We start from the raw sequence: 25,728 nt of genomic DNA on the forward strand, positions 1-25,728 counted from the left end.
TGCGAGAAGACCCCATGCCCCGTATTGATCTGAACACCGCGCCCCGGGCCGACGGCACCACCTATCCCGAGGAACATGCCGGGCCTTGCAAGGCGCGCCGGCGGCTGAAGCTGGGCGATGCGGTGGGCCTTGACCAGTTCGGGGTGAACCACCTGACCCTGCCTCCCGGTGCCTGGTCCAGCCAGCGTCACTGGCATGAGGGCGAGGACGAATTCGTCTGGGTGCTGTCGGGCGAGGTGGTGCTGATCGAGGATGAGGGCGAAACGACCTTGCGCGCCGGCGACTGCGCCGGGTTCAAGGCGGGCGTCCGAAACGGCCACAAGCTGGAAAACCGCACCGATCAGGACGCCGTCCTGCTGGAGGTCGGCACCCGCAAGCCCGGTGGGGACCAGGGCGAGTATCCCGACATCGACATGACCTTCCGCTCGGGCGTCTATTCGCACCGAGACGGCACCCCCTATCCGAAATACGACCGCCGCACGTGAGCGACGACGGACCCGCTTCCTCTCCGCTGCACGAAGGCCCGGCCAGTCCCTGGTCGGTGCCGGATTTCCGCTGGCTGTGGATCGGCCGGCTGAGTGCGGTCCTGGGTATCCAGATCCAGTCCTCGGCCCTGTTGTGGCAGGTCTATGAGATCGCCCGGCGCGACCATCCGATCGAACAGGCCAGCCTGTATCTGGGCCTTGTCGGTCTGGCGCAATTCCTGCCGCTGCTGGCCCTGACCCTGCCCGCCGGGGCCATGGCCGACCGGCGCGACCGGAAGACGACCGTCATCCTGTCGGTGCTGGTCGAGGGCAGCTGCGCGGCCGGGTTTCTGGCGCTGGCGCTGCACGGCAACCCGCCGTTGTGGGGGCTGCTGGCCATTGCCGCAGTGTTCGGCGCCGCGCGTGCGTTTCTGGCCCCCGCCACCCAGGCGTTTCTGCCCATGGTGGTCGGACGCCGCGCTCTGGCCCCGGCCATCGCGGCCCAGTCGATCGCCTTTCAGACCGGCGCCATTGCCGGACCGGCCTTGGGCGGACTGATCGTCGGCCTGTCGGTGCCACTGGCCTATGGCGTATCCGCGGCCCTGTTCGGGGTGGCGGTGCTGTCGCTGCTGCTGATCCGCACCTCGGGCCGCCCGCCGGTGATCCAGACGGGGCTGACCCGCATCCAGGCGGTAACCGAGGGGCTGCGTTATGTCTGGAAGACCAAGATCGTGCTGGGCGCCATCTCGCTGGATCTGGTGGTGGTCATGCTGGCGGGGGTGGCCCTGCTGACCCCGGTGTTCGCGCGCGACATCCTGCATGTGGGCGCGCTTGGCTTTGGCCTGCTCAGGGCCTCGTTCGGGGTCGGGGCGCTGGGGATGGCGGTCTATCTCAGCCGGTTCCCGATCACGCGGAACGGCGGCACCTGGATGCTGGCGGCGGTCGCCGTCTTCGGCCTCTGCACCCTGACGTTCGGCCTGTCGCGGTTCGCCTGGCTGTCCGGGCTGGTGCTGCTGATCGGCGGGGCGGCCGACATGATCAGCGTCAACATCCGCCAGACCCTGATCCAGCTGGCCACGCCCGATCACATGCGCGGCCGGGTCAGCTCGGTTTCCATGCTGTTCATCGGCGCGTCGAACGAACTGGGCGAGGCCTATTCCGGTGTCATGGTGCGATTGCTGGGCCCCGTGGGGGCTGCGGTGTTCGGCGGCTTCGGCGCCTTGGCCTCCACCGGCCTCTGGGCCAGGATGTTCCCGGACCTGAGGAGGGCCGACCGGCTGGAGTGAGGCCGGGCCGCGCGATCAGGCGTGCAGTGCGGGAGTCGGCGGCTGTATCGCCCGGACGGGGGCACGGCCGGTCAGGGCCAGCTCAGCCTGCATGAAGATGAAGGCCAGGATGGTGACGGCCTCGGCCATTTCCTCGAACAGTTCGTGCTGGAGAAGCACGCCGGCCGAGACCAGCAGGGCGATGCGAACGACCGAGGGCCGATCCAGCGGGGGCTGTCGCAGCAGGGGAGCCAGCCATCGCGGGCGGAGGCTCAGCAGACCGGCCGCGACCACCATGCCCCAGCCGACCGCCGCATAGGCGATATCGTAGAGGCGGGGGGACACGAAGTTGTGCAGATTGGTTTCCGCCTGCAGGTTTTCGGAGGCGAAGGCCCCGGTCGAGGTCCAGTGGAAGATGTGCTGGCCCCAGCTGGCCTCTTCCCCGAAAGCCAAGATTCCGAACAGGGCGACGAGTGCCCAGAAGCCGGACTTGAGGGCGTTGCGCGACACAACCGCCTCCCGGAAGGCCAGCAGGACGATCAGGATCAGGCCGACGGCGGTGACGGTTTCCACCACGCCGCCGTCATAGGTCTCGGCTCCGAACAGCCAGGGCGCCGCCAGCCCTTGCCGCCACAGGACGAGGGTGATGGGTACCAGCGCGCCCCAGGTCACCAGCAGGACGCCGAGGCCGAGACGGGACAGCCCAGCCCGCGCGGGATGTGCGCCCCGCTCCCGGACCTGCCACGCATGCAAGCACACCCCCAGGCCGCACAGCCCGGCCAGACCTGTACTCATCGCCATCCAGGACATGGCAGCCTCCTGAGCCCCTGTTCCGAAGTGATCCGGGCCGGGACGATTTGAGCAGGATGTGTGCCAGAGGTGGGGGGCGTGCAACGGCCTCTGGGCCGGAGATGTTCCCGACCCTCGGGTCAAGCCCGAGGGTGACGAGGGGGCGTGAGGCGTTTCACACAGGCGGACGTTTCCGGGGGCGCGTGAAGTCGAGGTTGCACGTGTCGCAATACCTTGGGAAGCGCGCCAGGGGGAGTGGCCAAAGGTATGGCTGGGTATGGGGCATGGCGTTGCATCGCGGGCAGCGCATCTTGATCATCAGGAAAATGAAGTAGGCCAGGCCAGTTCCGAGAAGGGCAATCGAAGTCTGGCCGTCATGAGCGCGCAGAGCGTGGGCCAGCCACCCCGCCCCGATCAGCACGAGCGGAAACCCGAGAACCAGCAGTCGCAGTCGGGTGCGGTGAACCATATTTACAGCATGGGCCACTGTCGGCGGGCGCTCAAGCCGCGCCAACGTATCCGCCCCCTCCACCCTCCTTCGCCCTGCGGGCTGCGGAGGGTCCCCCTCCCCCGTTTCACGGGGGAGGATATCAGGCCCGGAAATGCTTGCTGAGCTTCAGGCCCTGGCTCTGGTAGTGGCTGCCGCCTTCGCCGTAGAGGCGGTCGGGGCGTTCGGTCAGGGGCTCATAGACCAGGCGGGCGACGATCTGGCCGTGTTCCAGCATGAAGGGGGTGTCGTGGGTGCGGACCTCGAGCACGCCCTTCGAGCCCGCGCCGTGCGCCTCATCGGTGCCGAAGCCGGGGTCGAAGAAGCCCGCATAGTGGACGCGGAACTCGCCGACCGAGGGGTCGATGGGGGTCATTTCGGCGGCCTGGTCGACCGGGATCTCGACGGCTTCGCGCGAGGCGAGGATGTAGAATTCGCCGGGGTCCAGCATCAGCTCGCCGCGCCGGGCGCGCAGCGGCTCCCAGAAGTCGGCGGGGTCATGGCCGTTGACCTTGTCCAGATCGATCAGGCCGGCGTGGCGACGCCCGCGATAGCCGACGATGCCGCCTTCTGTGTCGAAGGCCAGGTCCACGCCGACGCTGCGGGTCTCGAGGTGCGGGGGCTCGCCCACCTTGAGGCGCAGCTGGTTCAGCCGGGTGCCGGGACGGACCAGCACCGAGAAGGTCTGGGGCGCGATCTCGAGATAGAGCGGACCGTCATAGCCCTCGGCCACATCGTCAAAGGTGGCGCCCCGGTCGGTCATCAGGCGGACGAACACATCGACCCGGCCGGTCGAGCTTTTCGGATTGGCGCGGGCGACCACGCCTTTCGGAAGGCTGAGCCGCTCCTGCAGCTTCACGATATAGACACAGCCCTTTTCCAGCACCGCCCCGCCCGACAGGTCGATGGTGTGCATGACCACGTCCTGGATGCGGGTCTCGACCGTCCGCTCGCCCGGCAGGAAGGAGGCGCGGACCCGCCAGCCCCGGTCGGACAGGCGCAGGTCGAGGCTGGCCGGCTGGACCTGATCGGCGTCGAAGGGCGTGTCGGTGGTGATGGCGCCCGTGGCGATCAGGGTGTCGATGGCCTGGCAGGGCAGGATGCCGGGGCGGGAGGCGTCGAAGGTCATGGGGGATGTTCCACGGATTTCGGCGCGAGTCGTCAAGCGGAAACGGGCTTGCGGCGGACACGCGGCGGGGCGAGCATGGGGGCATGTATGAGAGTTCCGCCTATACCGCCGAGACCCGGGGCGTCCGGGTGAAGGTCCAGCCCAGCTATCTGGCCGGGCGCTCGAACCCCGATGAGGGGCTGTGGGTCTGGGCCTATCAGATCGAGATCGTCAATCTGACCGGGGTGCCGGTGCAGCTGCTGTCGCGCCACTGGATCATCACCGACGCCACGGGCCGCGAGGAGGTGGTGATCGGCGACGGCGTGGTCGGCGAACAGCCGGTCATCGCGCCCGGCGACAGTCACAGCTATGCCTCGGGCTGTCCGCTGCCGACGCCCTCGGGCGCCATGCGCGGCAGCTATGTGATGGAGACGCCCGACGGCGAGCGGTTCGAGGCGGAAATCCCCGCCTTCAGCCTGGACGTGCCGGGCGCGCGAACATTGAACTGATGAAATGGCCGTGGGGGAACAGCCAGGCAAAGGCGCAGGCAGTCAGAGACCGCTCATGGGCATGTGTCCGATCGCTTGGGCTACCCACCGACGAGACACTGCCTGAGTTCTCCAAAATCACGTGCTCCAGGGACCCCTCCGCAGTGCTGGACCGCCTCTTCGTCTTGCAAGCTGTCACGGCGGTGGCTTACGGGTTTTCAGCAGACAGAGCGAAAACCTGGCTCCGACAGGAAGGCCTCGAACACAGTGTGGGGCCAGATGAGCAGCGAATTCTCGACGAGGAGTCCAAAGACTACGAACCCTACCAGCAGCAGGTCGAGGCGATGTGGGCCCTGTTTTGGTATTTGGGACTAACGCCCACACTCGATCCGACCGCATCCTGTTCCGACAGTTTTGCCAGCGAAATGCCGGATCTCCGGCCCGATCCCATGCCATCCACGCTGGACTGGCGGGCGAGGTCGCGACCGCGACAGGCCGATGAGCTCTTGGAGGCAATGGATGTGGCGCACTGCCTCGCTTGGGCGTTCGCCCATGCGCGGTCGCTTGGACGTCCAACGCCGCAACTCGAATATGGATTATGGGTGGATCACCGTGCCCGCGCATTCGCGTGGCTGACGGGAGATGGCGACTGGACCACGCCAACGGCAGCTCGCCGCAAATGGCGGAAACCCATTCTGAAGTGAGTTCCGAGGCCGGGGCTGCGTCAACCCGGAGAACCGCAGCCCCGCCCCCCGAAGGCTCGCCCGACCCGAAGGCCCGGCGAGGGGGTGGTGGCCCACAAGGGGCGTTCAAGAATGTCTCGAAGTGATGAGTGGCGAGTGGCGTGTGACGAGCAGTCAGATCCGTCAATTGGCGAAAGCAGGCCTCGCCACTCGCCACCCGTCACTCGCCACTCAGATATACCGCCGGAGCGAACGGGCGAGGTCGGAGCTGCCGTCCTTGCCGCCGCGCTTGACCTGGGGCTGGTAGGCGACCCGGGCGTGCTCGACGCAATAGACGCCTTCCGAGGCGCGACGGCCGCAGAAGCTGAACTCGGTCGAGGACGGGTCGCCGATCGGCCATTTGCACATGTGGGCGCCCAGCGTCATCACCGTGGCGGTGCCGGGCAGCTCGGGCGCGGGCTCGGGTCGGGGCGGCGTGACCGGGCGCGGCTGGGCGGCCTCGATCCGGCGCGGGGCCGAGGGCTGGGCCGGAGCCGGGGCCGCAGCGCGCGGACGGGTCGGACGATAGTTGGTGCGGGCCGGCTGGCTGGGGGCGGCGCGCCCCGACAGGCCCAGACGGTGCACCTTGCCGATCACGGCATTGCGGGTGACGCCGCCGCCCAGGGCCTTGGCGATCTGACTGGCCGACTGTCCCTCAAGCCAGAGCTTGGTCAGTGCGCCCACGCGGTCCTCGGTCCAGCCTGCGGTCATGCCATCCTCCCGGTTTGGTCGATTCAACATCTTGCGTCAGGTGCCAAGATTGGCGGCCCCGACCTACAACCAGTCGTAAACCTCTCGTTAACAGACGCAAGATGTGCGATTCGGAGTGTCCACAGAAACCACATCTTGAATCGGCGTTCGGTGAAGCCGCTGTGCCCCTCGCGGCTTGAACCGGCGCCGTATCGGGCGCATCTGGCCGACATGACCGAACCGATGACCGCCTCTTCCGCAACCCTTGCCGACCTCGCCACCGCGGAGGCCGCCAAGGGCCCGCCCGTGCCGCGCCGCTATGCCGGGATCAACGGCATCGGCGTCTGGACCCTGTACCAGCGCGAGGTTCGCCGCTTCTGGAAGGTGGGGGCCCAGACGGTGGCCGCGCCGGTGGTCACGACCCTGCTCTACATGCTGGTGTTCGTGGTGGCTTTCGAGGGCGGCCGGCCGCCCCTGCACGGCACGCCGTTCGCCGAGTTCGTGGCGCCGGGCCTGATCATGATGGCCATGCTGAACAACGCCTTTGCCAACTCATCCTCCAGCCTGATCCAGGCCAAGATCATGGGCACGGCCACCGACTTCCTGACCCCGCCGCTCAGCCCGCTGGAGCTGACCATCGGCTTCACCCTGGGGGCGGCGACGCGGGGGCTGGCGGTCGGGATGGTGACCGCCCTGTGCGTGCTGCCGTTCGCCCAGCTCGAGATCCAGAACATCGGCCTGATCCTGTGGTTCGGCCTGTGCGCCTGTCTGCTGATGGGGATGGTCGGGGTGCTGGCGGGTCTGTGGAGCGAGAAGTTCGACCAGCTGTCGGCCGTGCAGAACTTTCTGGTCATGCCGCTGACCTTCCTGTCCGGCGCCTTCTATCTGGTCGAACGCCTGCCCGAGCCGTTCGCCACCTTCAGCCGCTTCAACCCCTTCTTCTACCTGATCGACGGCTTCCGCGCGGGCTTCATCGGCCACGCCGAGAGCAACCTCCTGATCGGCGGGGTCGCGGCCGGAGTGCTGACCCTGACGCTGGCGGTCACCTGCTGGGCCGTGTTCCGCTCGGGCTGGCGGCTGAAGAGCTGAAGCAGGAGCGGATGGTCCGGATCCCTCAGGTTCAGCCGCAAGGACGTGAGATGCGTCCGCTCATGAGCGGGTGGGGTCGCATGCACTGGGCGTCCTGCCTCCCCCTTTACGTGCTGGCGTTCGGGGCGAGCCTTCTGGTCGCGATCACATACACATGGGCTTCTCGAGCCGACGGTCCCTCGGCAGTGATCCTGTGGATCGGCTTGGCCATCTTCCTGCTTTGGGCTGCAACAACCAAGCTTGCCGAGCACGCCTTCAGGAAGGCCCAAGCGTCCGCCCCCGCGAGCGGGATGGCTTATGACTGGGCGTTCGATGAATCGGGCGTCGGGTTCACGGGGCCCCTTACGTCGAGCCGGTACCGCTGGGAAGCCATCAAGGCTGTGAAAGACGAGACCGACCGGATCGTCATTCTCATTTCTCCCTTCAACAATCCGGTGCTCCCCAAACGCCAACTGACGGACCAGCAGCTGTCGGCCATTCGCGCGCTGATAAATGAGGCAACCGCCTCGGGTCGTCTCGGCGCCGGTGTTGACTAAGCGGGGGCGGAGTCCGACAACGCCTGACGTCTGTTTCATCGGTCCCGGTGCCGTCTGTGCGCCGGGGCCTTCGTCTTTTGGAGGTCTGATCCCGTGTCCAGCCATCTGATGGGTGTCTACAACCGTGCGCCGCTGGCCGTGGATCATGGCAAGGGGTCGCGTCTGTATGCGACCAACGGCACCGTCTATCTGGACTGCGTCTCGGGCATCTCGACGAACGCGCTGGGCCACGCCCACCCGCGACTGGTGCAGGCGGTCAAGGACCAGGCCGAAAAGCTGTGGCACGTCTCGAACATCTTCCAGATCCCGGGTCAGGAAGAGCTGGCCGACCGGCTGTGCGCCGACAGCTTCGCCGACGCGGTGTTCTTCACCAACTCGGGCTCGGAAGCCGTGGAATGCGCGCTGAAGACCGCCCGCAAGTACCATCATGCCAATGGCCAGCCCGAGCGGATCGAGATCTACGGCTTTGACGGCTCGTTCCACGGTCGCACCTATGGCGCCATCAATGCGGCGGGAAATCCCAACTATGTCGAGGGCTTCGGCCCGCGCCTGCCCGGCTATTCGCAGCTGACCTTCGGCGACCACGAGGCCATCAAGGCGGCCATCGCCAGGCCCGATACGGCGGCCATCATCCTCGAGCCCGTGCAGGGCGAGGGCGGCGCCCGCTCGGTGCCCGAGGTCTGCCTGCGCGGCCTGCGCGAGCTGTGCGACGAACACGGCGTGCTGATCATCTTCGACGAGGTCCAGTGCGGCATGGGCCGGACGGGCAAGCTGTGGGCCCACGAATGGGCCGACATGGCGCCCGACATCATGGCGATCGCCAAGGCGCTGGGCGGCGGCTTCCCGGTCGGGGCGTGCCTCGCGTCTGAAAGGGCGGCCAGGGGCATGACGGTCGGCGTGCACGGTTCGACCTTCGGCGGCAATCCGCTGGCCATGGCGGTCGGTCTGGCCGCCTATGACGAGATCGCGAAGCCCGAGACCCTGGAAAATGTGCGCGAAATCGCCGGCTATCTGAAGCAGCAACTGGCCGGTCTGCAGGAGCGCTTCCCCGATGTGATCGAGGATGTGCGCGGCAAGGGCCTGCTGATCGGCATCAAGCTCAAGCCGAACAATCGCGAATTCATGGGCTGGGCCCGCGACGAGAACCAGCTTCTGGTGGCCGGGGGCGGCGACAACTGCGTGCGCATGCTGCCGCCGCTGAACTTCACCCGGGAAGATGCCGCCGAGGCCATCGCCCGCTTCGAAAAGACCTGCGAGTTCGCCCGGTCAAAGGCCGGCTGACGGAGGCCGTCATGGTGCGTCACTTCCTCGACCTCTCCCGGCTGTCGGCCGAAGACCTGCGGGCCATTCTGGACGACGCCCATGCGCGCAAGGCGGCGCGCCGCGACAAGCCGAAGGGGTGGGTCGATGCCGACGCGCCGGCGCGTGATCATGTGCTGGCGATGATCTTCGAGAAGAACTCGACCCGCACGCGGTTCAGCTTTGATGCGGCCATCCGTCAGCTCGGCGGCTCGTCGATCATCGCGACGGCGTCCGACATGCAGCTGGGGCGCGGCGAGCCGGTCGAGGACACGGCGCGGGTGCTGTCGCGCATGGTCGATGCGGTGATGATCCGCGCCAACGATCATGAGGATGTCGAGCGCTTCGCCCGCTTCGCCAGTGTCCCCGTGATCAACGGCCTGACGGATCGCAGCCACCCCTGCCAGATCCTGGCGGACCTGATGACGGTCGAGGAGCATCGCGGACCGGTGAAGGGCATGACCTTTGCCTGGATCGGCGACGGCAACAATGTCTGCCACAGCTTCATGCATGCGGCGCCCAAGCTGGGCTTTCACCTGAATGTCGCCTGCCCGCCGGAATACCATCCCGACCTTCGCGACCTGACCATCGGCGGATCGGCCGTGACGCTCACGTCCAACCCCCATGACGCGGTCAAGGGCGCCGATGTGGTGGTCACCGACACCTGGGTGTCGATGGGCGATCAGGACTATGAGGACCGGCTGGAGGCGTTCGAGGGCTATACGGTCGATGAGGCTCTGATGGAGGAGGCCGCCGACGGCGCCGCCTTCCTGCACTGCCTGCCGGCCCACCGGGGCGAGGAGGTCACCGATGCGGTGATCGATGGTCCTCGCTCGCTGGTCTGGGACGAGGCCGAAAACCGCATCCACGCCCAGAAGGCCGTTCTGGCCTGGTGTCTGGCGGGCGGCTGATCTCCTAGGGCAGGGGGTCGTCGCCCTTGCGACCGTTGCGGTTGCCGAAGGCGCCTCGGTGCCAGGCGAGGATGCCCAGATAGCCGACGATGGCGCCGACGATCAGGCCGATGATGCCATCCAGCACGGCTGCGCCCACGAGGGCCACGGCGATGAGGATCAGCCAGTCGGTGGTGCGGAAGGCTTTCAGATGGGCGCGGATCTCATCCATGGGTCTGATCCTCAGTGCGCCAGATCGACGTCGACCACGTCGCCGCTGTCGGGCGTGGTCCTGGTGACATTGGCCTTGAGCACCTCATAGGCGAAACCAAAGGCGCCCTTGTCGGAGACCCAGACGCGACCGTCGCCCGGCGCGAACTTCAGCATGACCAGATGCGGGTCATCCTTGCCCTCCGGGTACCAGGCGGCGACCACGGGGTTCCACCATTTGTCGACCTTCTGGCGGTCGTTCTCGCGGGTCAGGGTGCCATGGATGCAGGCAAAGACGTGCTGGTCCTTGGCGGCGTAGGTGAACATGGCGGTGGCGCCCGTGCCGACGTCACGCACGAGGTCGGTGTCGTCGCGGGTGTAGAACCAGATGGTGTCCGTTTCCTCGTCGCGGAACGCGGTCATGGGCTGGCTGTGATAGCCCGGCCGGTCGAGGCCCAGCATGCCGGTGTTGGACTTTTTGAGGTGTTTCCAGAATTCGGTTTCGGCGTCGGCGGGGCTGAGGTGGTCGGCCATGAAGGGCTCCTGTTTCGGGGTTCCCTCCAAGAACAGGCCGGGTCCCCGTCCGGTTCCGGGGTCAGCCGCGCAACAGGGTCGCCAGATGCACGGCCAGCGCCAGCGCCACAGCCATGGCGACGATCATGAAAAACCGCCACGGCACGAGGCGCGGGCCTCGCCGGGGATCGGGCGGACGGGCGCCCCGCCAGCCGCTGAACAGGCCAAAGCCGATCACGACGGCGAGGACAATCAGGGTCAGGGTCAGCGGCATGGGCGGTCCGTGGGGCGCCGGAAAGGGGACGGAGCAGCGATCCCGCACCTTTCCAGAGGGTTAATCTTTACGAGCCGTTAACCCTGTCTGTTCAGAAAATCAGCCAGAGGCGGGACGGTCGACGCTGGATGTCCACAGGAAGATGGCGGCATCGCTATATCTTGGGGTTAACCACACGTTTACACCCCTGATCTGGATCAGTAGCGTCAATGTCTAGAGGTCGGGAGGCGAATCAGTGAGCGCAGCCGCGCCGTGGAGCGTGAAGGGGATAGACCCCAAGGCCCGCGAAGTCGCCAAGGACCTTGCCCGTCGCTCGGGCATGACCCTGGGCGAGTGGCTGAACTCCATGATCATGGAAGGCGACGACGAGGACGGTATCGTCCCGCTGCAACGTCGCGCCCACGCTGCAGACATCTACGAACGCCGCAGCCGCAGCCGTCGTCTGGACGATGCCTATGGTCTGGACGGGGGTGACCCGGTCCAGCGCCTGTCGGCCACGGTCGAGATGATGGCCGAACGGCTGGAGGCAGCCGAGCGTCGCTCGACCCTCGCCATTCAGGGGGTCGATCAGGCCGTCGCCGGTCTGGTCCGGAGGCTGGACGCGCAGGACGGACGCGACGGCGGGCTGAACCGGCGCATCGACGACATCGCCGAGGAGCTGCGCGAAGGCCACCGTCGCCTGCGCCGCTTCGAACAGGAAACCGGCCCGACCACGGCCGAAGGGTTTGCCAAGACCGAAACCGCCATCGGCGCCCTGTCCAGCCGCCTGTACGACATCGAGGAACGCCAGCGTCTGGGCACGCACGAGCTGCGCCAGCGGCTGGATGCCGTCGAGAAGACCGCCGAGGCCAATCGCGGTGTCGAGATTCTGGAGCACGTCGGGCGGCGTCTGGACGACGCCCAGGCGCGGACCAGCGAAGCCCTGCGCGGGCTGGAGCGGGCCTTCTCGGAGCTGGATCGCCGGATGGGCCTGTCCGAGGCGCGGGCCGAGGCGCGCGGTCGCGGACCGGATCCCGCAGAGCGCTACGAAGGCAAGCTGGAGAAGCTGGCCGAGGCCCTGACCCGTCAGGTGGAAGCCAGCCGGTCGGAGATGTTGCACCGGCTGGATACGGCCCAGTCGGAAAACCGCATGGAGCGGGTCGAGCGCGCGGTGGCGGCGCTGGGCGACCAGCTGCGTCAGGCCGAGCGGGGATCGGCCCAGGCGGTCGAGGCCATGGGCCGCGAGGTGCTGCGCATCGCCCAGAACCTGAACGGTCGCGTCCAGAAGATCGAGGTCGACGGTCCCGCGCGCATGGATCGTCTGGAGCGCGATCTGGAGATCAAGACCCAGGGCATGGAGCGCCGTCTGGTCGCCAGCGAGGATCGCAATGCCCTGGCGCTCGAAAAGCTGGGCAATGAGATCGGCCGCATCTCGGATCGTCTGAGCGAGCGGATCGCCGAGTCCGAGCGCCGGTCCAGCCAGGCGCTGGACGAGATCGGCCAGAAGCTGAACGACAGTTCCTCGCGCATCGAGCAACGCTATGACCGCGCCTCGGGCGAGCTGGCCGAGCGGATGCGCCAGAGCGAGGAGCGCACCGCCCGCCTGCTGGCCGAGGCCCGCGAGAGCATGGCGCGTCGCACCGAGCCCGAGCCGGCCCGTCCGGAACCGGTCGCCGAGCCAGAACCCCAACCCGAAGCCAAGCCGCAGCCGTCCGACTGGCGCGCGGGCGCCTTTGGCGTCGCCGCCCTGGCCGATGACCCCATCTGGTCGAGCGACCCGATGGACGGCCCGGCCGACCCCTTCCCGACCGGCGGCGTGGCTGCGGCCAGCGAGGCCCCTGCGCTTGTCGCGACGCCCGAGCCCGAGGTCGAGCCCGAACCCCACACGCCCGCCTTCGCCGCCCCCCGCGCGACATCGGCCCCGTTCGGCAGCCCGGCGGCGGCCAATCCGGCCCCGACCCTGACCGCGCCGGCGGACTTTGGCGGGGCCGATGTGTCGGACGCCCTGGCGGCCACGGCGCCGGACGATGACGAGTTCTCGGCCGAGACCGAATTCGTGAACCCGCGGGCCCTGCGGGCCGCCGCCGCCGCCGGACGCGCGTCCAGCAGCACCCGGGGGGCCGTCGAGGCTGCCCGCGCGGCCATGGCCACACCCGAACCGGAAGCCCCCCGCTCGGCCTTCGGCCTGAAGAAGGGCGGCAAGTCCCGTCTGCAGGAACGGATGGACCGTCAGGCCAGCCGTGAAGGCTCGACGATGAAGAAGGCGCTGGGCGCCTCGGCCGTCGCGGTGACCCTGATGGGCGGCCTCTATGCCTTCACCGAACTGACCGGTCAGGCCCTGCCGTGGCAGTCGTCCGAGCCGGGCAATCCGGTCGAGACCACGCCGCTGGTGGCGTTGGCGACGCCCGTCGCCCCGCTGTCGGCCGAAACGGTGGCGCAGGCGACGGACCTGTACGAACAGGCCCTGACCGCCATCGAGGAAGACAAGCCCGAAGGGCTGGACCTGCTGACGCAATCGGCCGAGCTGGGCTATGGACCGGCGCAGCTGATGCTGGCAGGCCTGTATGAAACAGGCGATGCGGGCGCCCCCGTCGACATGGGCGAAAGCCTGACCTGGACGCGGCGCTCGGCCGAGGGCGGCTATCCGCGCGGCATGTTCGCCTATGGGATGCGCCTGTTTGAGGGCGCTGACGGCACCCCCGACCGCCCGACCGGTCTGGACTGGATCGAGCGCGCAGCGCGGGCCGGTCTGATCGATGCCCAGTTCAACGCCGCCGTCATCCACGAGCGCGGCGAAGGCGGCATGCCGGTTGATCCGGTGCTGGCCTATGCCTGGTACCGGGTGGCGGCGCGCTCGGGCGATGAACCGGCGACGGCCTCGGTCAACCGTCTGGGCGCCCGGCTGACCCCCGAGCAGCGCGAGGCCGCCGAGGCCCGCGCCCGTCAGATCCTGCCCGGTACCGGCGCCGACGCTGGCTGATCCGAAGGCTGCGGGCGGTTCGTTACCGTCTGTCACCTTCGCGCACTGGCCATGGCGGATAAGCGGGTCTAAGCCCTTGGACCTGCGGCATACGTGCCGATTCCGGGTCCCGCTTCCAGCCGAAGGTCCGCCCTTTGGATATCTATCTGCCGATCGCCGAGGTTTCGGTGAACTGGCCTGTTCTGGTTTTGCTGGGCGGGCTGGTCGGCTTTGTGTCCGGCCTGTTCGGAATCGGCGGCGGATTCCTGATGGCACCGATCCTTGTGGTGCTGGGTATCCCGCCGACCGTGGCGGTCGCCAGCCAGGCCAGCCACGTCGTGGCCTCCTCGACCTCGGGCGTCATCAGCTATTCCTCGCGCGGGGCGGTCGACTTCCGCATGGGCGGCATCATGGCGGGCGGTGGCATCCTGGGCGCCCTGGTGGGGGTGGAGCTGTTCCGCTGGCTGCGGCTGCTGGGCCAGGCCGATCTGGTGGTGGCGCTGGCCTATCTGATCTTCCTCGGCGTGATCGGCACCCTGATGCTGAAGGAAAGTCTGGAGCAGATCCTGCGCCGTCGCAGGGGCACGCCTGCCCCGCGCAAGCAGCGCCGCCGCCCGATGTGGCTGTACGGCCTGCCCTGGCGGATGAAGTTTCCCAAGTCGGGCCTCTATATCTCGGCCATTCCGCCGCTGGCGCTGGGGGCCGGGGTCGGCATTCTGTCGGCCATCATGGGGGTGGGCGGCGGCTTCATCCTGCTGCCCGTCATGCTCTATGTGCTGCGCATGCGGGCCTCGGTCGTGGTCGGCACCAGCCTGTTCCAGATCATCATCACGACGGCCATGACGACCGTGCTGCAGGCCGGCCGCAACCAGACGGTCGACATCGTACTGTCCTCGCTGCTGCTGTTCGGCGGGGTGATCGGGGCCCAGTTCGGGGCGCGCCTGTCGGGCCGGTTCCGGGCCGAGGAGCTGCGCGCCATGCTGGGCGTGATCGTGCTGGGCGTCGGCATCTATATGGGGCTGGAGCTGTTCGTACGGCCCAGCGACCTGTTCGCCATTGCGCCGGGGGTGCCCGAGGGATGATGCAGGACCTGCCCCCGCCGCCGCCCGCCCTCGTGGCCGAGGCGCCCGCCCCGGTGCTGGCACGCGATCCTTCAGTCGCGACCGGCCGGATCCTTCGCGTTTCCGCGGCCCTGACCGATACGGAGGTGCAGGTCGACTCGGGCTTCACCGGGGCCTCGATCGTCCTCTATGGCGCCGTGTTCAATCCGACCGACACCCCGGCCGATGTGGTCGTGGTGGTGCGCGGACCGGACGCGCCGGTGCGACTGGTGCGCAAGTCGCAGACGGCAGGGGTGTGGCTGAACAGCCGGCCCGTGCTGTTCGAGGGGGCGCCGGGCTTCTACATGACGTCCTCGACGCGGCCGCTCAGCGACATCGCCAATTTCGGCCAGCTGCGCCGGCTGGGTGTGGGGCTGGATCACCTGCGCATCGCCGCACCGGAAGAACGCAGCACGGTGACGCGCTATGGCGTGCGTGACGTGGTCGTCAGCCGTCTGGGCGAGGACTATCTGGACTGGCGAAGGGCCGTGATCCGGCTGCGCGAAAAGGAAGGCCTGTACGCCGCCGATCCGCAGGGCGTGCGCTTCGTCGACAACGGTCTGTTCCGGGCCGAGGTGGTCCTGCCGACCAGCGCCCCGACCGGCACCTACCAGGCCGAGGTCTGGCTGTTCCAGGACGGCGAACCCGTCTCGAGCGCCGAGCTGGAACTGACCGTCGAGAAGGTCGGCATTGAACGGGGCATCTATGAATTCGCCCAGACCCGGCCGTGGACCTACGGCATCCTGTGCGTGATCCTGGCCGCCTTCACCGGCTGGACGGCGTCACGGGTGTTCAGGCGGAACTAGACCCTATCGCCGGAACGACTTGGCGATATCGACAGGCGTGCCCGGCAAGGCGCGGCCGTGAGGGGAGGCCCCGCCGCAGCCTATGGCTTGAGCTTCGGCACTGGGGGAGTCCGGGTAAATCGTTCGCCATTCATCGCCCGGCTCATACCTGCCTAGGAACGAGCCATCGGGCCCAAACGCGACAATGGTCGTTGTTAGCGTCGTGCCGTCTGCGCAGTTGATCTGAGATCGCACAGCCATGTGCGATAGGCCGTCCTCCACATCCTTGTAAGACCAGATGGCCGTTACCCAAATGATGTCGTCATTATTCCTGTGTGGACGGAATGCGCCATTGGCAAGGTACATAACCATGGCTTCGTCCTCGTGCAGCAGGGTGTAGGGGCCGTCGACAATCACCACCCGCCGGTCCGGGGCATCGTTTGGGATGACAACCGGCGGGGGGGTAAAACGCAGGCGCGGCTGCGGAGCGGGCGTTTCCTGAGCGATAGCCATGCTGGTGCAGCCGAGGCAGGTGGCGCTCGCTATAAGGCCGGAAATAAGTGGATGGGCCACGGCGGAAATCCCCTGCAAGCGTCCGCCCAATGCTAGGGCACGTGCGCGGTCGAGTTCAACTCGAGATACCCGGCGCCTCGGCCAGAGGCTCCGCTCGGTCACTACGACCCTCAAGCAGCGGGCTGTCTGACGGTAGCCTTTAGACCGTTCGCCTACCGCCGGAAGGCGTTGGCGATGGCGGTGGGGTCGTTGCCCAGCACGCGGCCGCGCGGCGCGGCGCCATTGCAGGCGATGTCGCGGATCTCGCCGGCCGGCGAGGTCGGGTCGACGGGGCCCCATTCCTCCTGGCCCGGGGTGTTTCCGGCGACCGTGCCGTCGGCATAGAAGCCGGTGCCATAGGTGATGCGCGTGGTGTTGTTGGCGCAGTTGACCTCGGTGGCCATGGCCATGTGCGAGATATTGCCGGTCGTGGCCATCCGCTCGGCGGTGATGGCGATCAGCGAGGTCGCATAGGCGATGTCGCCGGACCGGCGGAACGAGCCGTTGGCCAGGAACAGCAGGCTCTCATTGTTTTCGCTCAGCACGGTGTAGGGCCCGCCGAGGGGCGGCGTCTCCTGGGCCTGGGCCTGGGCCGGGACGGCGGCGGCGAGGCAGGTGCCGAGGGCGATCAGGCTGAGGCAGGCAGAACGGCGCATGAAAGGCTCTCCGGATAAGCGGTCCGGGAAGGCTAGCCAGACCGGGGGGCGCGGGCCAGACCCGCACCGGCAGCGGTCAGGTTCCGTCAGTCCCGTCTTCAGGTCGCGGCAAACTCGCTGAGCGCGTCCATGACCGCGCGGTTCTGGTCATCGGTGCCGATGGTGATGCGGAGCGCCTCGGGCAGGCCATAGCCGCCGACGGGGCGGACGATGATGCCCTTCGTGTTCAGATAGGCATTGGCGGCACTGCACTGGTCCACATCCTTGAAGCGGACAAGGACGAAATTACCGGCGCTGGGCAGGACCTCGAAGCCAAAGCCGCGAATGGCCTGGGTCAGGCGCGGACGCCAGGTATGGATCAGTTCGCGCGAGGCCTGCTGGTGGGCCTCATCGCCCAGGGCTGCGACGGCCGCCTCGATCCCTGCAACCGAGACATTGAAGGGCAGGCGGATGCGGTCGACCGCCTCGGCCACCTTCAGCGGCGCATAGCCGTAGCCGATGCGCAGGCCGCCGAGGCCGTGAATCTTGGAGAAGGTGCGGGTGACGACGATGTTCTCGCTGTCGCGGGCCAGGTCGAAACTGGTCTGCCAGTCGGACTCGGTGACGTATTCGGCATAGGCCTCGTCCACGACCAGAATGACGTCCGAGGGCAGGCCCGCGTGCAGCTGGCGGATTTCCTCGGCGGTGTTGTAGCTGCCGGTCGGGTTGGACGGGCTGGAGACATAGACGATGCGGGTGCGCTCATCGACCTGGGCCAGCAGGGCCTCGGGCGTGGCCTTGAAGTCGGGCTCGGGCGCCAGCTTGACCTCGGCCTGGTTCGCCTTTGCCGAGATCCGGTAGGCGAGGAAGCCGTACTGGCCCGAGACGATGTTGTCGCCGGGCGTCAGATAGGTCTGGTTCAGAAGCGCGAAGACCTCGTCCGAACCATTGCCGAAGATCAGCCGCTCGGGCTCAAGACCCATCTTGTCGGCCACGGCCGAACGCAGTTTAGCCGCCCGGCCGTCGGGATAGATGTGGATGCCGCTGACCGCATTGACATAGGCCTCGCGCGCCTTCTCTCCGGCCCCCAGCATATTCTCGTTGGACGACAGCTTCATCGGCTCGGCCACGCCGTCGATCTTCGATTTGCCGCCGACATAGGGGGCGATGTCCAGAATGCCGGGCTTGGGCGCGGGCGTCCGGGCGGGGTCCTGGGCGTCGGTCATGAAGTCCTCGCGGAAGGGAATCTCAAAAGAGGGGGGCGGCGCCGATCACGCCAGTCAGGGTGCCGGGCAGGCCAGCCAGCCGCCCGTCGTCGGCCTGCACATAGCCCGCGATCATCATCAGCTTCAAGCCGCCGGTCGCGATGAGGGGCGCCGCGGCCAGACCGTTGAGGCCGAGCGCCTCGACCAGACGCGGGGCAGGCAGGGCGGAATCGGTGACCCAGAAGGTGCGGTCGTCGCCGGTCGGCTCGGGCTGACCTCGCGCGATCATCAGCGACTGGGGCATGAGGGCCGAACTGTCGGGCAGGGCGCCGACGACGCGGACATCGGGCATGACCAGCAGCCGACCCCACCAGGCCGTGACCCCGGACAGGTCCATCAGCACCCGGGCTCCGGCGGCGGCCTGCTTCAGCCCGTCCTCGGCCTTGTCCAGCCTCTGGAAGCCGAGGCCGAACCGGTCGGCGGCCAGCAGGGCCGAGAGCCCGCCATGGACATGCAGCGGACCGCGCGCCTCACCCTCCAGCCGCCCGAGCACGGCGTGCAGGGCGGCGCGTCGGGTCGGGGGCAGGGCCGCGAAGGTGCGACGCAGGTCGGCCAGTGTCTCGCCGTCGCGGGACAGCGGCGCCTGTTCGGTCAGGGCCTCGATCAGACGGGTGAGGGAGGCCGGCTCCATCAGAACAGGCGCGGCGCGGGCGCCAGGGTGAAGGGGCCCAGCCAGGTGCGGCCGTCGCGGAATTCCAGCACCAGCGAGACCGGCGCGCGCTCGGCCACGGCGGCGGCTCCGGCTGCGGCGGTGGCCTGGGCCCGGTCGACCATACTGTCTTCGGTGGTCGCGAGACCGGCAAGTGCGGGCGCCGCGCGCTCGGCCCGGACGCTCAGGCTGCCGGTCAGGCGTCCGTTCTCGTCCGCAGACAGGGGGCCGCCGGTCAGCAGGGCGCGGCTGTCGCCCGACTGCATCTCGACCCGCACATTGGAGAAGCGCCCGCCCGCCTCGGTCCAGGCGTCGAACACCCCGCCCCGGTCCATGCCGGTCAGGGCACCGGCGCGTTCCAGGGTGACCTCGGTGCGCACGCTCAGTCGGCCCTGACCGGTCAGGCGGTCGACGGGACCGTCCCGGCGACCGCGCCCGTCGACCATTTCGAACAGCACGTCGAGGTCGTCGGCGGCGGGCTGAGGCGCTGCGGCATCTGCAGGTCTGCGGCTGGCAGGGCGGGCTTCCAGCGACAGGCGTTCGGCGGCGGAAATGGGGAAGGGCTCGGCACCCTTTTCGGCCAGGAAGGTCGGCTTGATCAGTTCGACCGCCATCTGCGGCCATGTCTCGGAGATGTCGCGCGCGCTCATGCGGATGGCGTCGGCGCGAACGAAGACGCGGCCCTTGTCGCCGCGCAGCACGGTCAGGCCGTCGGTCGCAATCACCACCCAGTGGAGCGGGGCATAGGCATTGGCCTCGGCGATCAGCTCGGGCGCGCGGGCGCCATGGCCCGAGGGGGCGACCACTGTGACGTCCCGGATGTCCAGTCGGGCGCGGAAGGGCCAGCCGCTGATGCCGATCTTGCCGTGACGCACGTCCCAGCCGGATTCACGCAACATCTCGGCGCGGGCCAGTACCTCACGCTCGATGCGCTGGGTCAGCACGAACCACCAGCCGGTCCAGGCGACCAGCAGGCCCAGCGCGATGAGCAGCGGCAGATAGAGACCCAGTCGGCTGTGCGACCGGGCAGGGGTGTCGGCGGTCATGCGGGCGTTCCGTGTTCGTCTGGTCCGAGGAACCGCGAAAGGGTGGCGACCGCTTCGGCCAGTTCCATGCGCTCAACCTCTACACCGGGGGGCAGTCCGCCGAAAAGGCGGGTGGGGCAGGCGGCGTCGAGCATGACGAACACTCCCTTGTCATCGGCCCGCCGGATCAGTCGTCCGAACGCCTGGGCCATGCGCCCCCGCGCCAGGGCATCGTCATAGATGCGTCCCCCGCCAGAACCGTCGACCTTTGCGAACCGTTCCCGCCGGGCCCGGTGCAGCAGGTCGGGCCGGGGCCAGGGCACCCGGTCGAACACCAGCAGGCGCAGAGATCGACCGGGCACATCCACCCCGTCGCGGATGGCGTCGGTGCCGAGCAGGCAACTGTCCCGCTCGGTGCGGAACACATCGACGAGGGCGCCCACGTCCAGCGGATCGATGTGCTGGGCATAGAGAGGCAGGCCCGCACGGCCCAGTTCCGGTCCCAGCAGTCCATAGACGGCCTTCAGCCGGCGGATGGCGGTGAACAGGCCCAGGGCCCCGCCGCCCGAGGCGAGGAACAGGGCGCGCATGGCGGCGGCCGTGCGGCGTGGATCGTCGCGCGGCACATCGGTGACCACAATCACCTTGGACTGGGCGGCATAGTCGAAGGGGCTCTCGACCTTGAGCGTGCGGGCCGGCATGTCCAGCCGCCCCGTGGCCGAGCGCAGCCGCGCCAGATGGAAAGGGTCCTCGCCAAAGTCCGGATCGGTCAGGGTGGCCGAGGTCACCAGCACCCCGTGCGACGGGCGGATCACGGTGGCCTCCAGCGGCTGGGTCGGGTCGACCCAGTGACGGCGCAGGGAGACATCGGACAGCCGGCCAAAGGCGCTCTCGGCCGCCAACCAGTCGACGAACTCCGGATCGCCCGCCGTATCGCCCGAGGCCAGGTCGGTCAGCATGGCCCGCCACGAGGGCAGGGTCATGCGCGCGCGCCGGTCCAGACCGCGGAGCGCCCCCTCGATCCGCGCCCGGGCGCCGCCGTCCAGGGTCTCGGCCTCCTCGTCCAGCACATCCTCGAGATGGCGCGACAGGGCCAGCAGCGGCGCCTCGACCGCGGCCAGGGCCTCGGCGGCCTTTGCGGCTGCGGCGGCGAGTTCGGGAATGGCCGGGCGGGCGGCGCATTCCATGCCTTGCTCCTCGGCGCCGCCCCGGGGATCGGCCCGGGCGCGCAGCTGCTCCAGCGCGATGGCGAGGAATTGTTCGACCGGACCGCTGGGGCCGCCCGCGTCCGCGCCCCTCAGGATGCGCGTCTGGACGCCTTCGCCCGGCAGACGGCTGGCGGCGGCCAGTACGTCGCCCAGCGCCTTGCGGGCCGGGCCGTCGTCGCCGATCAGATCGCCCAGCCGCTGTTCCAGCCCCCGCCCCCGGCGCGCGCGGGTTTCCGGACCCCGGATCCAGCGGCGCAGCTCGGCCGCCTCCTGTCCAGACAGGCTGGCGGAAAAGGCGCTGTCAGCGGCCTCGAACAGATGGTGGCCCTCGTCGAACACGATCCGCTTGAGGGCAGCGGTCTCGGTGTCGCCGGCGGCGGCAGGACGGGCGGCGCGCGCGCCGTCGAAGGCGGCCTGCACCATGACCAGCGCGTGGTTGGCGATCACCACATCCGCGTGGCGGGCGGCCCGCACCGTCTTTTCGACGAAGCAGCGGCGATAGTGGGCACAGGCGGCGTGGATGCATTCGCCGCGCCGGTCGACCAGATTGGCGGGCCAGGGCTGGTGCGCGGCAGGGGCGGCATAGAGGCCGGGCAGCCAGGCCGGAAAGTCGCCGCCCGTCATGTCGCCGTCGGCACAGGCCCCGGCCCAGCGCGCGACCAGTCCCAGACCGATCACATCGCCCGCGCCCAGCTGGGCCTGCTGCACCATCTCCTGCAGGTTCAGCAGACAGAGGTAGTTTTCGCGCCCCTTCCGGACCACCACCCGCCGCCGGGTCTGGCCGGGATGGTCGGGCAGGGCCAGACCCTCGCGGGCGATCTGGCGCTGCAGGGCGCGGGTATAGGTCGAGACCCAGACGGTGCCGTGATTGCGCTCGGCCCACAGACCGGCGGGCGCCAGATAGCCCAGGGTCTTGCCGGTCCCTGTGCCCGCCTCGGCCAGCAGGGCGCGCGGCTGGTCCTTCTGGTCGCGCGGGGAAAAGGCAAAGGCCGCCTCGGCGGCATAGTCGGACTGGGTGGGGCGCGCCTCGTCCAGACCCAGCCCCTTGAGCATATGGTCCAGCCGGATGCGGGCGCTTTCGCTGTCGACCGGGTGCGAGCCCGCCTCGCCGCGCGGTGCGACCTCCTCCCATTCCGACAGGCGGTTCCAGACATCGAGGCCGGTGCCCGGCTCACGCCGGTCGCGCGGGTTGCGCCCTGCCGCCACCAGCCCGGCACGCAGGGCCTGATCGACGCGCTCGCCCCAGCTCCAGCCCGCGCGGGAAAGGGTGCCATTGAGGGTCAGGGCGGCCTCAAGGTCCGGATAGTCCGCCGCCGACAGCTCGCCCAGCAGGCGCCCGGCAACCGTGCGCAGGGCCGTGGCCTGGGCCACCGCGCCGATGGGCTCCTCGAGGCCGAGGGCGATGGCGAGGCCGGTCGGCGTCGGCGCACAAAAGCGCGCGGGCCTGACGAAAACGAACAGCTCCAGCACATCCAGCAGGTGCGCGGCCCGGGGCGGCGCCTCCAGCCCCAGCCGCCGCGCCGTCAGCCCCGCATGGGCGACCAGCACCGGCGCGGGGCCACAGAACAGCCCCTCGGCCGCCCCCCGCCCGATGGCCCGCGCGCCCTCGGCATCCGCCACCGCCCCTGCACCCGGCGGCGTCGCCAGCGCAGGCGGCAGGTCGAGGACCAGCGATGATTCAGGAACAGCAACGGGAGACACGCCCCTCCCTTACCCGTGCCCGCGCCGAAACGGAACGGGAACGGGGACTGTCGTGCATCTTTGATATACGGTCCCCGAGGAGATCGCCGAGTGGTATATCTACGGTATGGCTCGGGACGAGAATCGAATCGGGAAGTTTGACTCGTGGGTGTCCGTGGGACAGTGGACCTACGACAAAGTTGCCGCCTTGTACGTTTTGCTCGCCACGGGTGGCGCCGCCTTAACTAGTTCATTCGCAGCGATATTCGCCGGTTGGACGCCCTTTGAATGGGCATGTCTCGGTTTGGGTACCGCAATCGGACTTTATCTGCTTTTGAAGCTGGGGAGCGCGATCGGGGCGTGGGATATCCACCGTCGAGCTACAGCACAGCTATTGGAGCGAACGCGCCAAGGCTCTCCTATCAACCCGCTTGATGCAGTTTACACCAACCAAACCATCCGCTTGGATGACCTACTCACGCCAGCCGGAGCAACCGTCTACCAGAAGACATTTATAGGATGCGATCTCATAGGTCCTGCCCCGATGATTTTGTCTGGCAGTACTGTCGACATTGTACTTTTCGGCAACGTCGAGGCCGTTTCGTTTGACGGCACGAGGGCTACATCAGTGCCCAACAAGGTGTTTTTCTCTAGGTGTAACTTTCAGTCTTGCCGAATTTTCAACACCGTATTGATGGTTCCCGAAGAGATGGCAGATGGCTTCAGAGCGGCTTATCCAATGGTGCCATGGATGAACTAGGCGACCCGATGGCATTGATCGGGATTCTCTTAGACTAAGACCTTAGGCGATCCCTGACCTCACCCCTTCGGAATCAGGGCGTCGTCGATCTCGCTGGCGCGGATGTAGGCGGGGCGGGCGCGGAGGCGTTCGGCGTAGGGAATGAAGGCGGCGCGCTCGGGCAGGGACTTGAACATCAGGCCCCAGTTGATCTGGGCCCCGACATAGACGTCGGCGGCGCTGAACCGGTCGCCGAGGATCCACGGGCCGGGACCCGAGACGGCGGTTTCCAGCGCATCGACCATGGCGTCATAGCTGCCGTAGCCTACCATGCGGGCCTTGTCCTCGGGCGGCAGCAGGCCGAGCGAATTGGCGGTCACGGCGGCCTCGAGCGGGCCGGCGGCAAAGAACATCCACCGCAGATATGTGCCGCGTCCGGCCTCCTGCGGGCCCGGCGCCAGGCCGGCCTCGGGGAAGCGGTCGGCGAGGAAGGTGCAGATGGCGGCACATTCGGTGACCACCTCGCCGTCGCAGACGATGGCCGGGACCTTGCCCATGGGATTGATCGCCAGATACCCGGGTGCCTTCATGGTGGTGCCGTAGTCCAGCACCTCGGCACGGTAGGGGCGGCCGACCTCCTCCAGCATCCAGCGCACGATGCGGGCCCGCGACATGGGGTTGGTATAGAAAACGATCTCGTCGGCCATGGCGTCCTCCCGGGTTTTCGACAGCCTAGTCCGGGATTGTGGCGCGCGTCACGCAACCGTGGTTTCGCAATACGGCAAAGTCGGGGATAGTCGGCTCATGACTCGCCCTGACAGGCCGCTGGCGCTCGGTCGCCTTGAAATCTGGCGTCACCCCTTGCCGGTGCGCGTGACCCACTGGGTGAACGTCATCTGTCTGGTCTTCCTGTTGATGACGGGGCTGCAGATCCTGCGGGCGCATCCGCATCTGTACTGGGGCCTGGCCTCGACCTTTGACGATCCCTGGCTGAGCTTTGGCTCCATCCCCGGCTGGCTGACCCTGCCCGGCTATCGCGATCTGGCGACCGGGCGGAACTGGCACTTCTTTTTTGCCTGGATCTTCGTTGCCAACGGCATGATCTACCTGTTGTACATTCTCTTCTCCGGGCGGCTGGCGCGGATGCTGGAGCCCAGCCGGGCCGAGCTGGCGCATCTGCCCGACAGTGTCGTGGAGCATGCGCGGCTGAAGTTTCCGGAGGGCGAGGCGGCCCGGACCTACAATGTCATCCAGAAGCTGACCTATCTGATCGTGCTGCTGATCCTGCTGCCGATGATGCTGGTCACGGGGCTGGCCATGTCGCCGACGATGAATGCCGCCATCCCCGAGCTGCTGCCGATCCTGGGCGGGCGACAGTCGGCGCGGACCCTGCACTTCATCGCGGCCATGGGCATCACGACCTTTGCCGTCGTGCATGTGCTGCTGGTGTTCCTGAGCGGGCCGGTGAACAATCTCAGGGCCATGATCACCGGCTGGTATGTGATCCGCACCGATCCCGAACCCGAGACCGAAGAGGAGACGTCCGATGACCGCGATCCGTCCTGACCGTCGTCACCTGTTGCTGGCCGGCGGGGCGCTGGCCCTGTCCGGCTGTGACCGTCTGGTGCGGAATGCCGAGGCCCAGTGCACGGTCAAGAAGGCCGAGCAGGTGTCAAAACGCACCCAGCGTGCCCTGGCCCGCGATGCCCTGGCGCCCGAGTATCAGGAAAAGGACATCTCGAAGGACTTCCGTGCCAATGGCTCGGTCGATCCGGCCGATGCTGAGTATGTGGCGCTCAAGGCCAATGGATTCCGCGACTATCGCCTGATCGTGGACGGGCTGGTGGAGACCCCGCTGGCCCTGTCGCTGACGGACCTCCGGCGCATGCCCTCGCGGACCCAGATCACCAAGCACGACTGCGTCGAGGGCTGGACCTCGATCGGCAAGTGGAAGGGCGCGCGCCTGTCGGCCGTGCTAGACCGCGCGCGGCTAAAGCCCGAGGCGAAATATGTGGTGTTCCATTGTTTCGACGCCCTCGATCAGACCGAGGAGGGCGACCGCTATTACGAAAGCATCGACATTCCCGAGGCCTATCACGAGCAGTCGATCCTCGCCTACGAGATGAACGACGAGATTCTGCCCATCAAGCATGGCGCGCCGATCCGGCTGCGGCTGGAGCGCCAGCTGGGCTACAAGATGGCCAAGTACATCAAGCGGATCGAGGCCGTCGAAAGCTTCGCCCACATCGGCCGGGGCAAGGGCGGCTATTGGGAAGACCGCGGCTATGAATGGTATGCGGGGATTTAGGGGGAATGCGATGATGCGCG

Annotated in this window: 27 protein-coding genes; 14 read left to right on the forward strand and 13 right to left on the reverse strand. The window is 68.1% G+C overall.

Annotation, left to right across the window (positions count from 1 at the left end; translation table 11 throughout):
* Positions 1 to 14 precede the first annotated feature (14 nt).
* Together LC068_RS12895 and LC068_RS12900 are read left to right on the forward strand one after the other, a co-directional pair.
* Positions 15 to 485: a cupin domain-containing protein gene (locus LC068_RS12895; RefSeq protein WP_226637820.1), complete on the forward strand. Its 471-nt coding sequence runs from the start codon at positions 15 to 17 to the stop codon at positions 483 to 485.
* A complete protein-coding gene (locus LC068_RS12900; RefSeq protein ID WP_226637821.1) occupies positions 482 to 1,750 on the forward strand; it encodes an MFS transporter in 1,269 nt (422 codons plus the stop codon). Before LC068_RS12895 ends, LC068_RS12900 begins: the two co-directional genes overlap by 4 nt.
* 15 nt (positions 1,751 to 1,765) lie before the next feature.
* Here LC068_RS12900 and LC068_RS12905 read toward each other — a convergent pair whose 3' ends face one another.
* Positions 1,766 to 2,539, reverse strand: coding sequence for a hypothetical protein (locus LC068_RS12905; RefSeq protein WP_226637823.1), 774 nt, complete (start codon positions 2,537 to 2,539; stop codon positions 1,766 to 1,768).
* A gap of 569 nt (positions 2,540 to 3,108) precedes the next feature.
* Positions 3,109 to 4,134, reverse strand: coding sequence for a 2'-deoxycytidine 5'-triphosphate deaminase (locus tag LC068_RS12910; RefSeq protein WP_226637825.1), 1,026 nt, complete (start codon positions 4,132 to 4,134; stop codon positions 3,109 to 3,111).
* A gap of 83 nt (positions 4,135 to 4,217) precedes the next feature.
* Between LC068_RS12910 and apaG the strand changes: the two genes are divergently transcribed.
* Both apaG and LC068_RS12920 read left to right on the forward strand, forming a co-directional pair.
* Complete coding sequence (gene apaG / locus LC068_RS12915; protein WP_226637837.1) at positions 4,218 to 4,622, forward strand: Co2+/Mg2+ efflux protein ApaG; 405 nt, start codon at positions 4,218 to 4,220, stop codon at positions 4,620 to 4,622.
* Positions 4,622 to 5,305, forward strand: a complete 684-nt coding sequence (locus tag LC068_RS12920) for a DUF4272 domain-containing protein (RefSeq protein WP_226637840.1) — start codon at positions 4,622 to 4,624, stop codon at positions 5,303 to 5,305. The genes apaG and LC068_RS12920 overlap by 1 nt, the downstream gene beginning before the upstream one ends.
* A gap of 210 nt (positions 5,306 to 5,515) precedes the next feature.
* Here LC068_RS12920 and gcrA read toward each other — a convergent pair whose 3' ends face one another.
* A complete protein-coding gene (gene gcrA, locus LC068_RS12925) occupies positions 5,516 to 6,034 on the reverse strand; it encodes a cell cycle sigma 70 cofactor GcrA (RefSeq protein WP_226637843.1) in 519 nt (172 codons plus the stop codon).
* Between the two features lie 222 nt (positions 6,035 to 6,256).
* Between gcrA and LC068_RS12930 the strand changes: the two genes are divergently transcribed.
* From LC068_RS12930 to argF, 4 genes are all read left to right on the forward strand, one after another.
* On the forward strand, positions 6,257 to 7,102 hold the full coding sequence (locus tag LC068_RS12930; RefSeq protein WP_226637845.1) for an ABC transporter permease: 846 nt from the start codon (positions 6,257 to 6,259) through the stop codon (positions 7,100 to 7,102).
* A gap of 80 nt (positions 7,103 to 7,182) precedes the next feature.
* Complete coding sequence (locus LC068_RS12935) at positions 7,183 to 7,638, forward strand: YcxB family protein (protein WP_226637847.1); 456 nt, start codon at positions 7,183 to 7,185, stop codon at positions 7,636 to 7,638.
* Between the two features lie 108 nt (positions 7,639 to 7,746).
* The gene (locus LC068_RS12940) at positions 7,747 to 8,919 is read left to right on the forward strand and encodes an aspartate aminotransferase family protein (RefSeq protein WP_226637995.1); all 1,173 of its coding nucleotides are present in this window, start codon (positions 7,747 to 7,749) and stop codon (positions 8,917 to 8,919) included.
* 11 nt (positions 8,920 to 8,930) lie between these two features.
* Positions 8,931 to 9,848: an ornithine carbamoyltransferase gene (gene argF / locus LC068_RS12945; protein ID WP_226637849.1), complete on the forward strand. Its 918-nt coding sequence runs from the start codon at positions 8,931 to 8,933 to the stop codon at positions 9,846 to 9,848.
* A gap of 4 nt (positions 9,849 to 9,852) precedes the next feature.
* Here the strand turns inward: argF and LC068_RS12950 are convergent, their stop codons facing one another.
* The 3 genes from LC068_RS12950 to LC068_RS12960 form a co-directional block, all read right to left on the reverse strand.
* Positions 9,853 to 10,059 carry a hypothetical protein gene (locus LC068_RS12950; protein ID WP_226637852.1) on the reverse strand — a complete coding sequence of 69 codons (207 nt, stop codon included), beginning with the start codon at positions 10,057 to 10,059 and terminating at the stop codon, positions 9,853 to 9,855.
* A gap of 11 nt (positions 10,060 to 10,070) precedes the next feature.
* A complete protein-coding gene (locus LC068_RS12955; RefSeq protein WP_226637854.1) occupies positions 10,071 to 10,571 on the reverse strand; it encodes a pyridoxamine 5'-phosphate oxidase family protein in 501 nt (166 codons plus the stop codon).
* A 61-nt stretch (positions 10,572 to 10,632) separates the two neighbouring features.
* Positions 10,633 to 10,824 carry a hypothetical protein gene (locus LC068_RS12960; RefSeq protein ID WP_209120500.1) on the reverse strand — a complete coding sequence of 64 codons (192 nt, stop codon included), beginning with the start codon at positions 10,822 to 10,824 and terminating at the stop codon, positions 10,633 to 10,635.
* Between the two features lie 235 nt (positions 10,825 to 11,059).
* On the opposite strand from LC068_RS12960, the gene LC068_RS12965 reads away from it, so the two are divergent.
* The 3 genes from LC068_RS12965 to LC068_RS12975 all read left to right on the forward strand — a co-directional run bounded on the left by LC068_RS12965 (position 11,060) and on the right by LC068_RS12975 (position 15,668).
* A complete protein-coding gene (locus LC068_RS12965) occupies positions 11,060 to 13,783 on the forward strand; it encodes a tetratricopeptide repeat protein (RefSeq protein WP_226637857.1) in 2,724 nt (907 codons plus the stop codon).
* Positions 13,784 to 13,917: 134 nt separating this feature from the next.
* The gene (locus LC068_RS12970; protein ID WP_226637859.1) at positions 13,918 to 14,844 is read left to right on the forward strand and encodes a sulfite exporter TauE/SafE family protein; all 927 of its coding nucleotides are present in this window, start codon (positions 13,918 to 13,920) and stop codon (positions 14,842 to 14,844) included.
* Positions 14,841 to 15,668, forward strand: coding sequence for a TIGR02186 family protein (locus LC068_RS12975; protein ID WP_226637862.1), 828 nt, complete (start codon positions 14,841 to 14,843; stop codon positions 15,666 to 15,668). Before LC068_RS12970 ends, LC068_RS12975 begins: the two co-directional genes overlap by 4 nt.
* Positions 15,669 to 15,671: 3 nt before the next feature.
* On the opposite strand, the gene LC068_RS12980 is transcribed toward LC068_RS12975, so the two are convergent.
* The 6 genes from LC068_RS12980 to LC068_RS13005 form a co-directional block, all read right to left on the reverse strand.
* Positions 15,672 to 16,220, reverse strand: a complete 549-nt coding sequence (locus LC068_RS12980) for a hypothetical protein (RefSeq protein ID WP_226637865.1) — start codon at positions 16,218 to 16,220, stop codon at positions 15,672 to 15,674.
* 152 nt (positions 16,221 to 16,372) lie between these two features.
* Entirely contained in the window at positions 16,373 to 16,855 is a 483-nt protein-coding gene (locus LC068_RS12985) for a surface-adhesin E family protein (RefSeq protein WP_226637868.1), read from the reverse strand.
* Between the two features lie 98 nt (positions 16,856 to 16,953).
* Positions 16,954 to 18,060 carry a histidinol-phosphate transaminase gene (hisC, locus tag LC068_RS12990; RefSeq protein ID WP_226637869.1) on the reverse strand — a complete coding sequence of 369 codons (1,107 nt, stop codon included), beginning with the start codon at positions 18,058 to 18,060 and terminating at the stop codon, positions 16,954 to 16,956.
* 22 nt (positions 18,061 to 18,082) lie between these two features.
* On the reverse strand, positions 18,083 to 18,730 hold the full coding sequence (locus LC068_RS12995; protein WP_226637870.1) for a hypothetical protein: 648 nt from the start codon (positions 18,728 to 18,730) through the stop codon (positions 18,083 to 18,085).
* The gene (locus LC068_RS13000; RefSeq protein WP_226637871.1) at positions 18,730 to 19,794 is read right to left on the reverse strand and encodes a DUF2125 domain-containing protein; all 1,065 of its coding nucleotides are present in this window, start codon (positions 19,792 to 19,794) and stop codon (positions 18,730 to 18,732) included. Before LC068_RS13000 ends, LC068_RS12995 begins: the two co-directional genes overlap by 1 nt.
* Positions 19,791 to 22,682: an ATP-dependent DNA helicase gene (locus LC068_RS13005; protein WP_226637873.1), complete on the reverse strand. Its 2,892-nt coding sequence runs from the start codon at positions 22,680 to 22,682 to the stop codon at positions 19,791 to 19,793. The genes LC068_RS13000 and LC068_RS13005 overlap by 4 nt, the downstream gene beginning before the upstream one ends.
* Positions 22,683 to 22,836: 154 nt before the next feature.
* Between LC068_RS13005 and LC068_RS13010 the strand changes: the two genes are divergently transcribed.
* Complete coding sequence (locus tag LC068_RS13010) at positions 22,837 to 23,421, forward strand: hypothetical protein (protein WP_226637875.1); 585 nt, start codon at positions 22,837 to 22,839, stop codon at positions 23,419 to 23,421.
* A gap of 59 nt (positions 23,422 to 23,480) precedes the next feature.
* On the opposite strand, the gene LC068_RS13015 is transcribed toward LC068_RS13010, so the two are convergent.
* A complete protein-coding gene (locus tag LC068_RS13015) occupies positions 23,481 to 24,107 on the reverse strand; it encodes a glutathione S-transferase family protein (RefSeq protein ID WP_226637878.1) in 627 nt (208 codons plus the stop codon).
* Positions 24,108 to 24,204: 97 nt separating this feature from the next.
* Between LC068_RS13015 and LC068_RS13020 the strand changes: the two genes are divergently transcribed.
* Both LC068_RS13020 and LC068_RS13025 read left to right on the forward strand, forming a co-directional pair.
* Positions 24,205 to 24,966 (forward strand): cytochrome b/b6 domain-containing protein, encoded by a 762-nt coding sequence (locus tag LC068_RS13020; RefSeq protein ID WP_226637880.1) that lies wholly within the window; start codon positions 24,205 to 24,207, stop codon positions 24,964 to 24,966.
* The gene (locus tag LC068_RS13025; protein WP_226637882.1) at positions 24,947 to 25,708 is read left to right on the forward strand and encodes a molybdopterin-binding protein; all 762 of its coding nucleotides are present in this window, start codon (positions 24,947 to 24,949) and stop codon (positions 25,706 to 25,708) included. Before LC068_RS13020 ends, LC068_RS13025 begins: the two co-directional genes overlap by 20 nt.
* The last annotated feature ends 20 nt before the right edge of the window (positions 25,709 to 25,728 follow it).

Origin of the sequence: Brevundimonas poindexterae (assembly GCF_020524625.1) — a bacterium.
GTDB classification, from domain to species: Bacteria; Pseudomonadota; Alphaproteobacteria; order Caulobacterales; family Caulobacteraceae; genus Brevundimonas; species Brevundimonas poindexterae_A.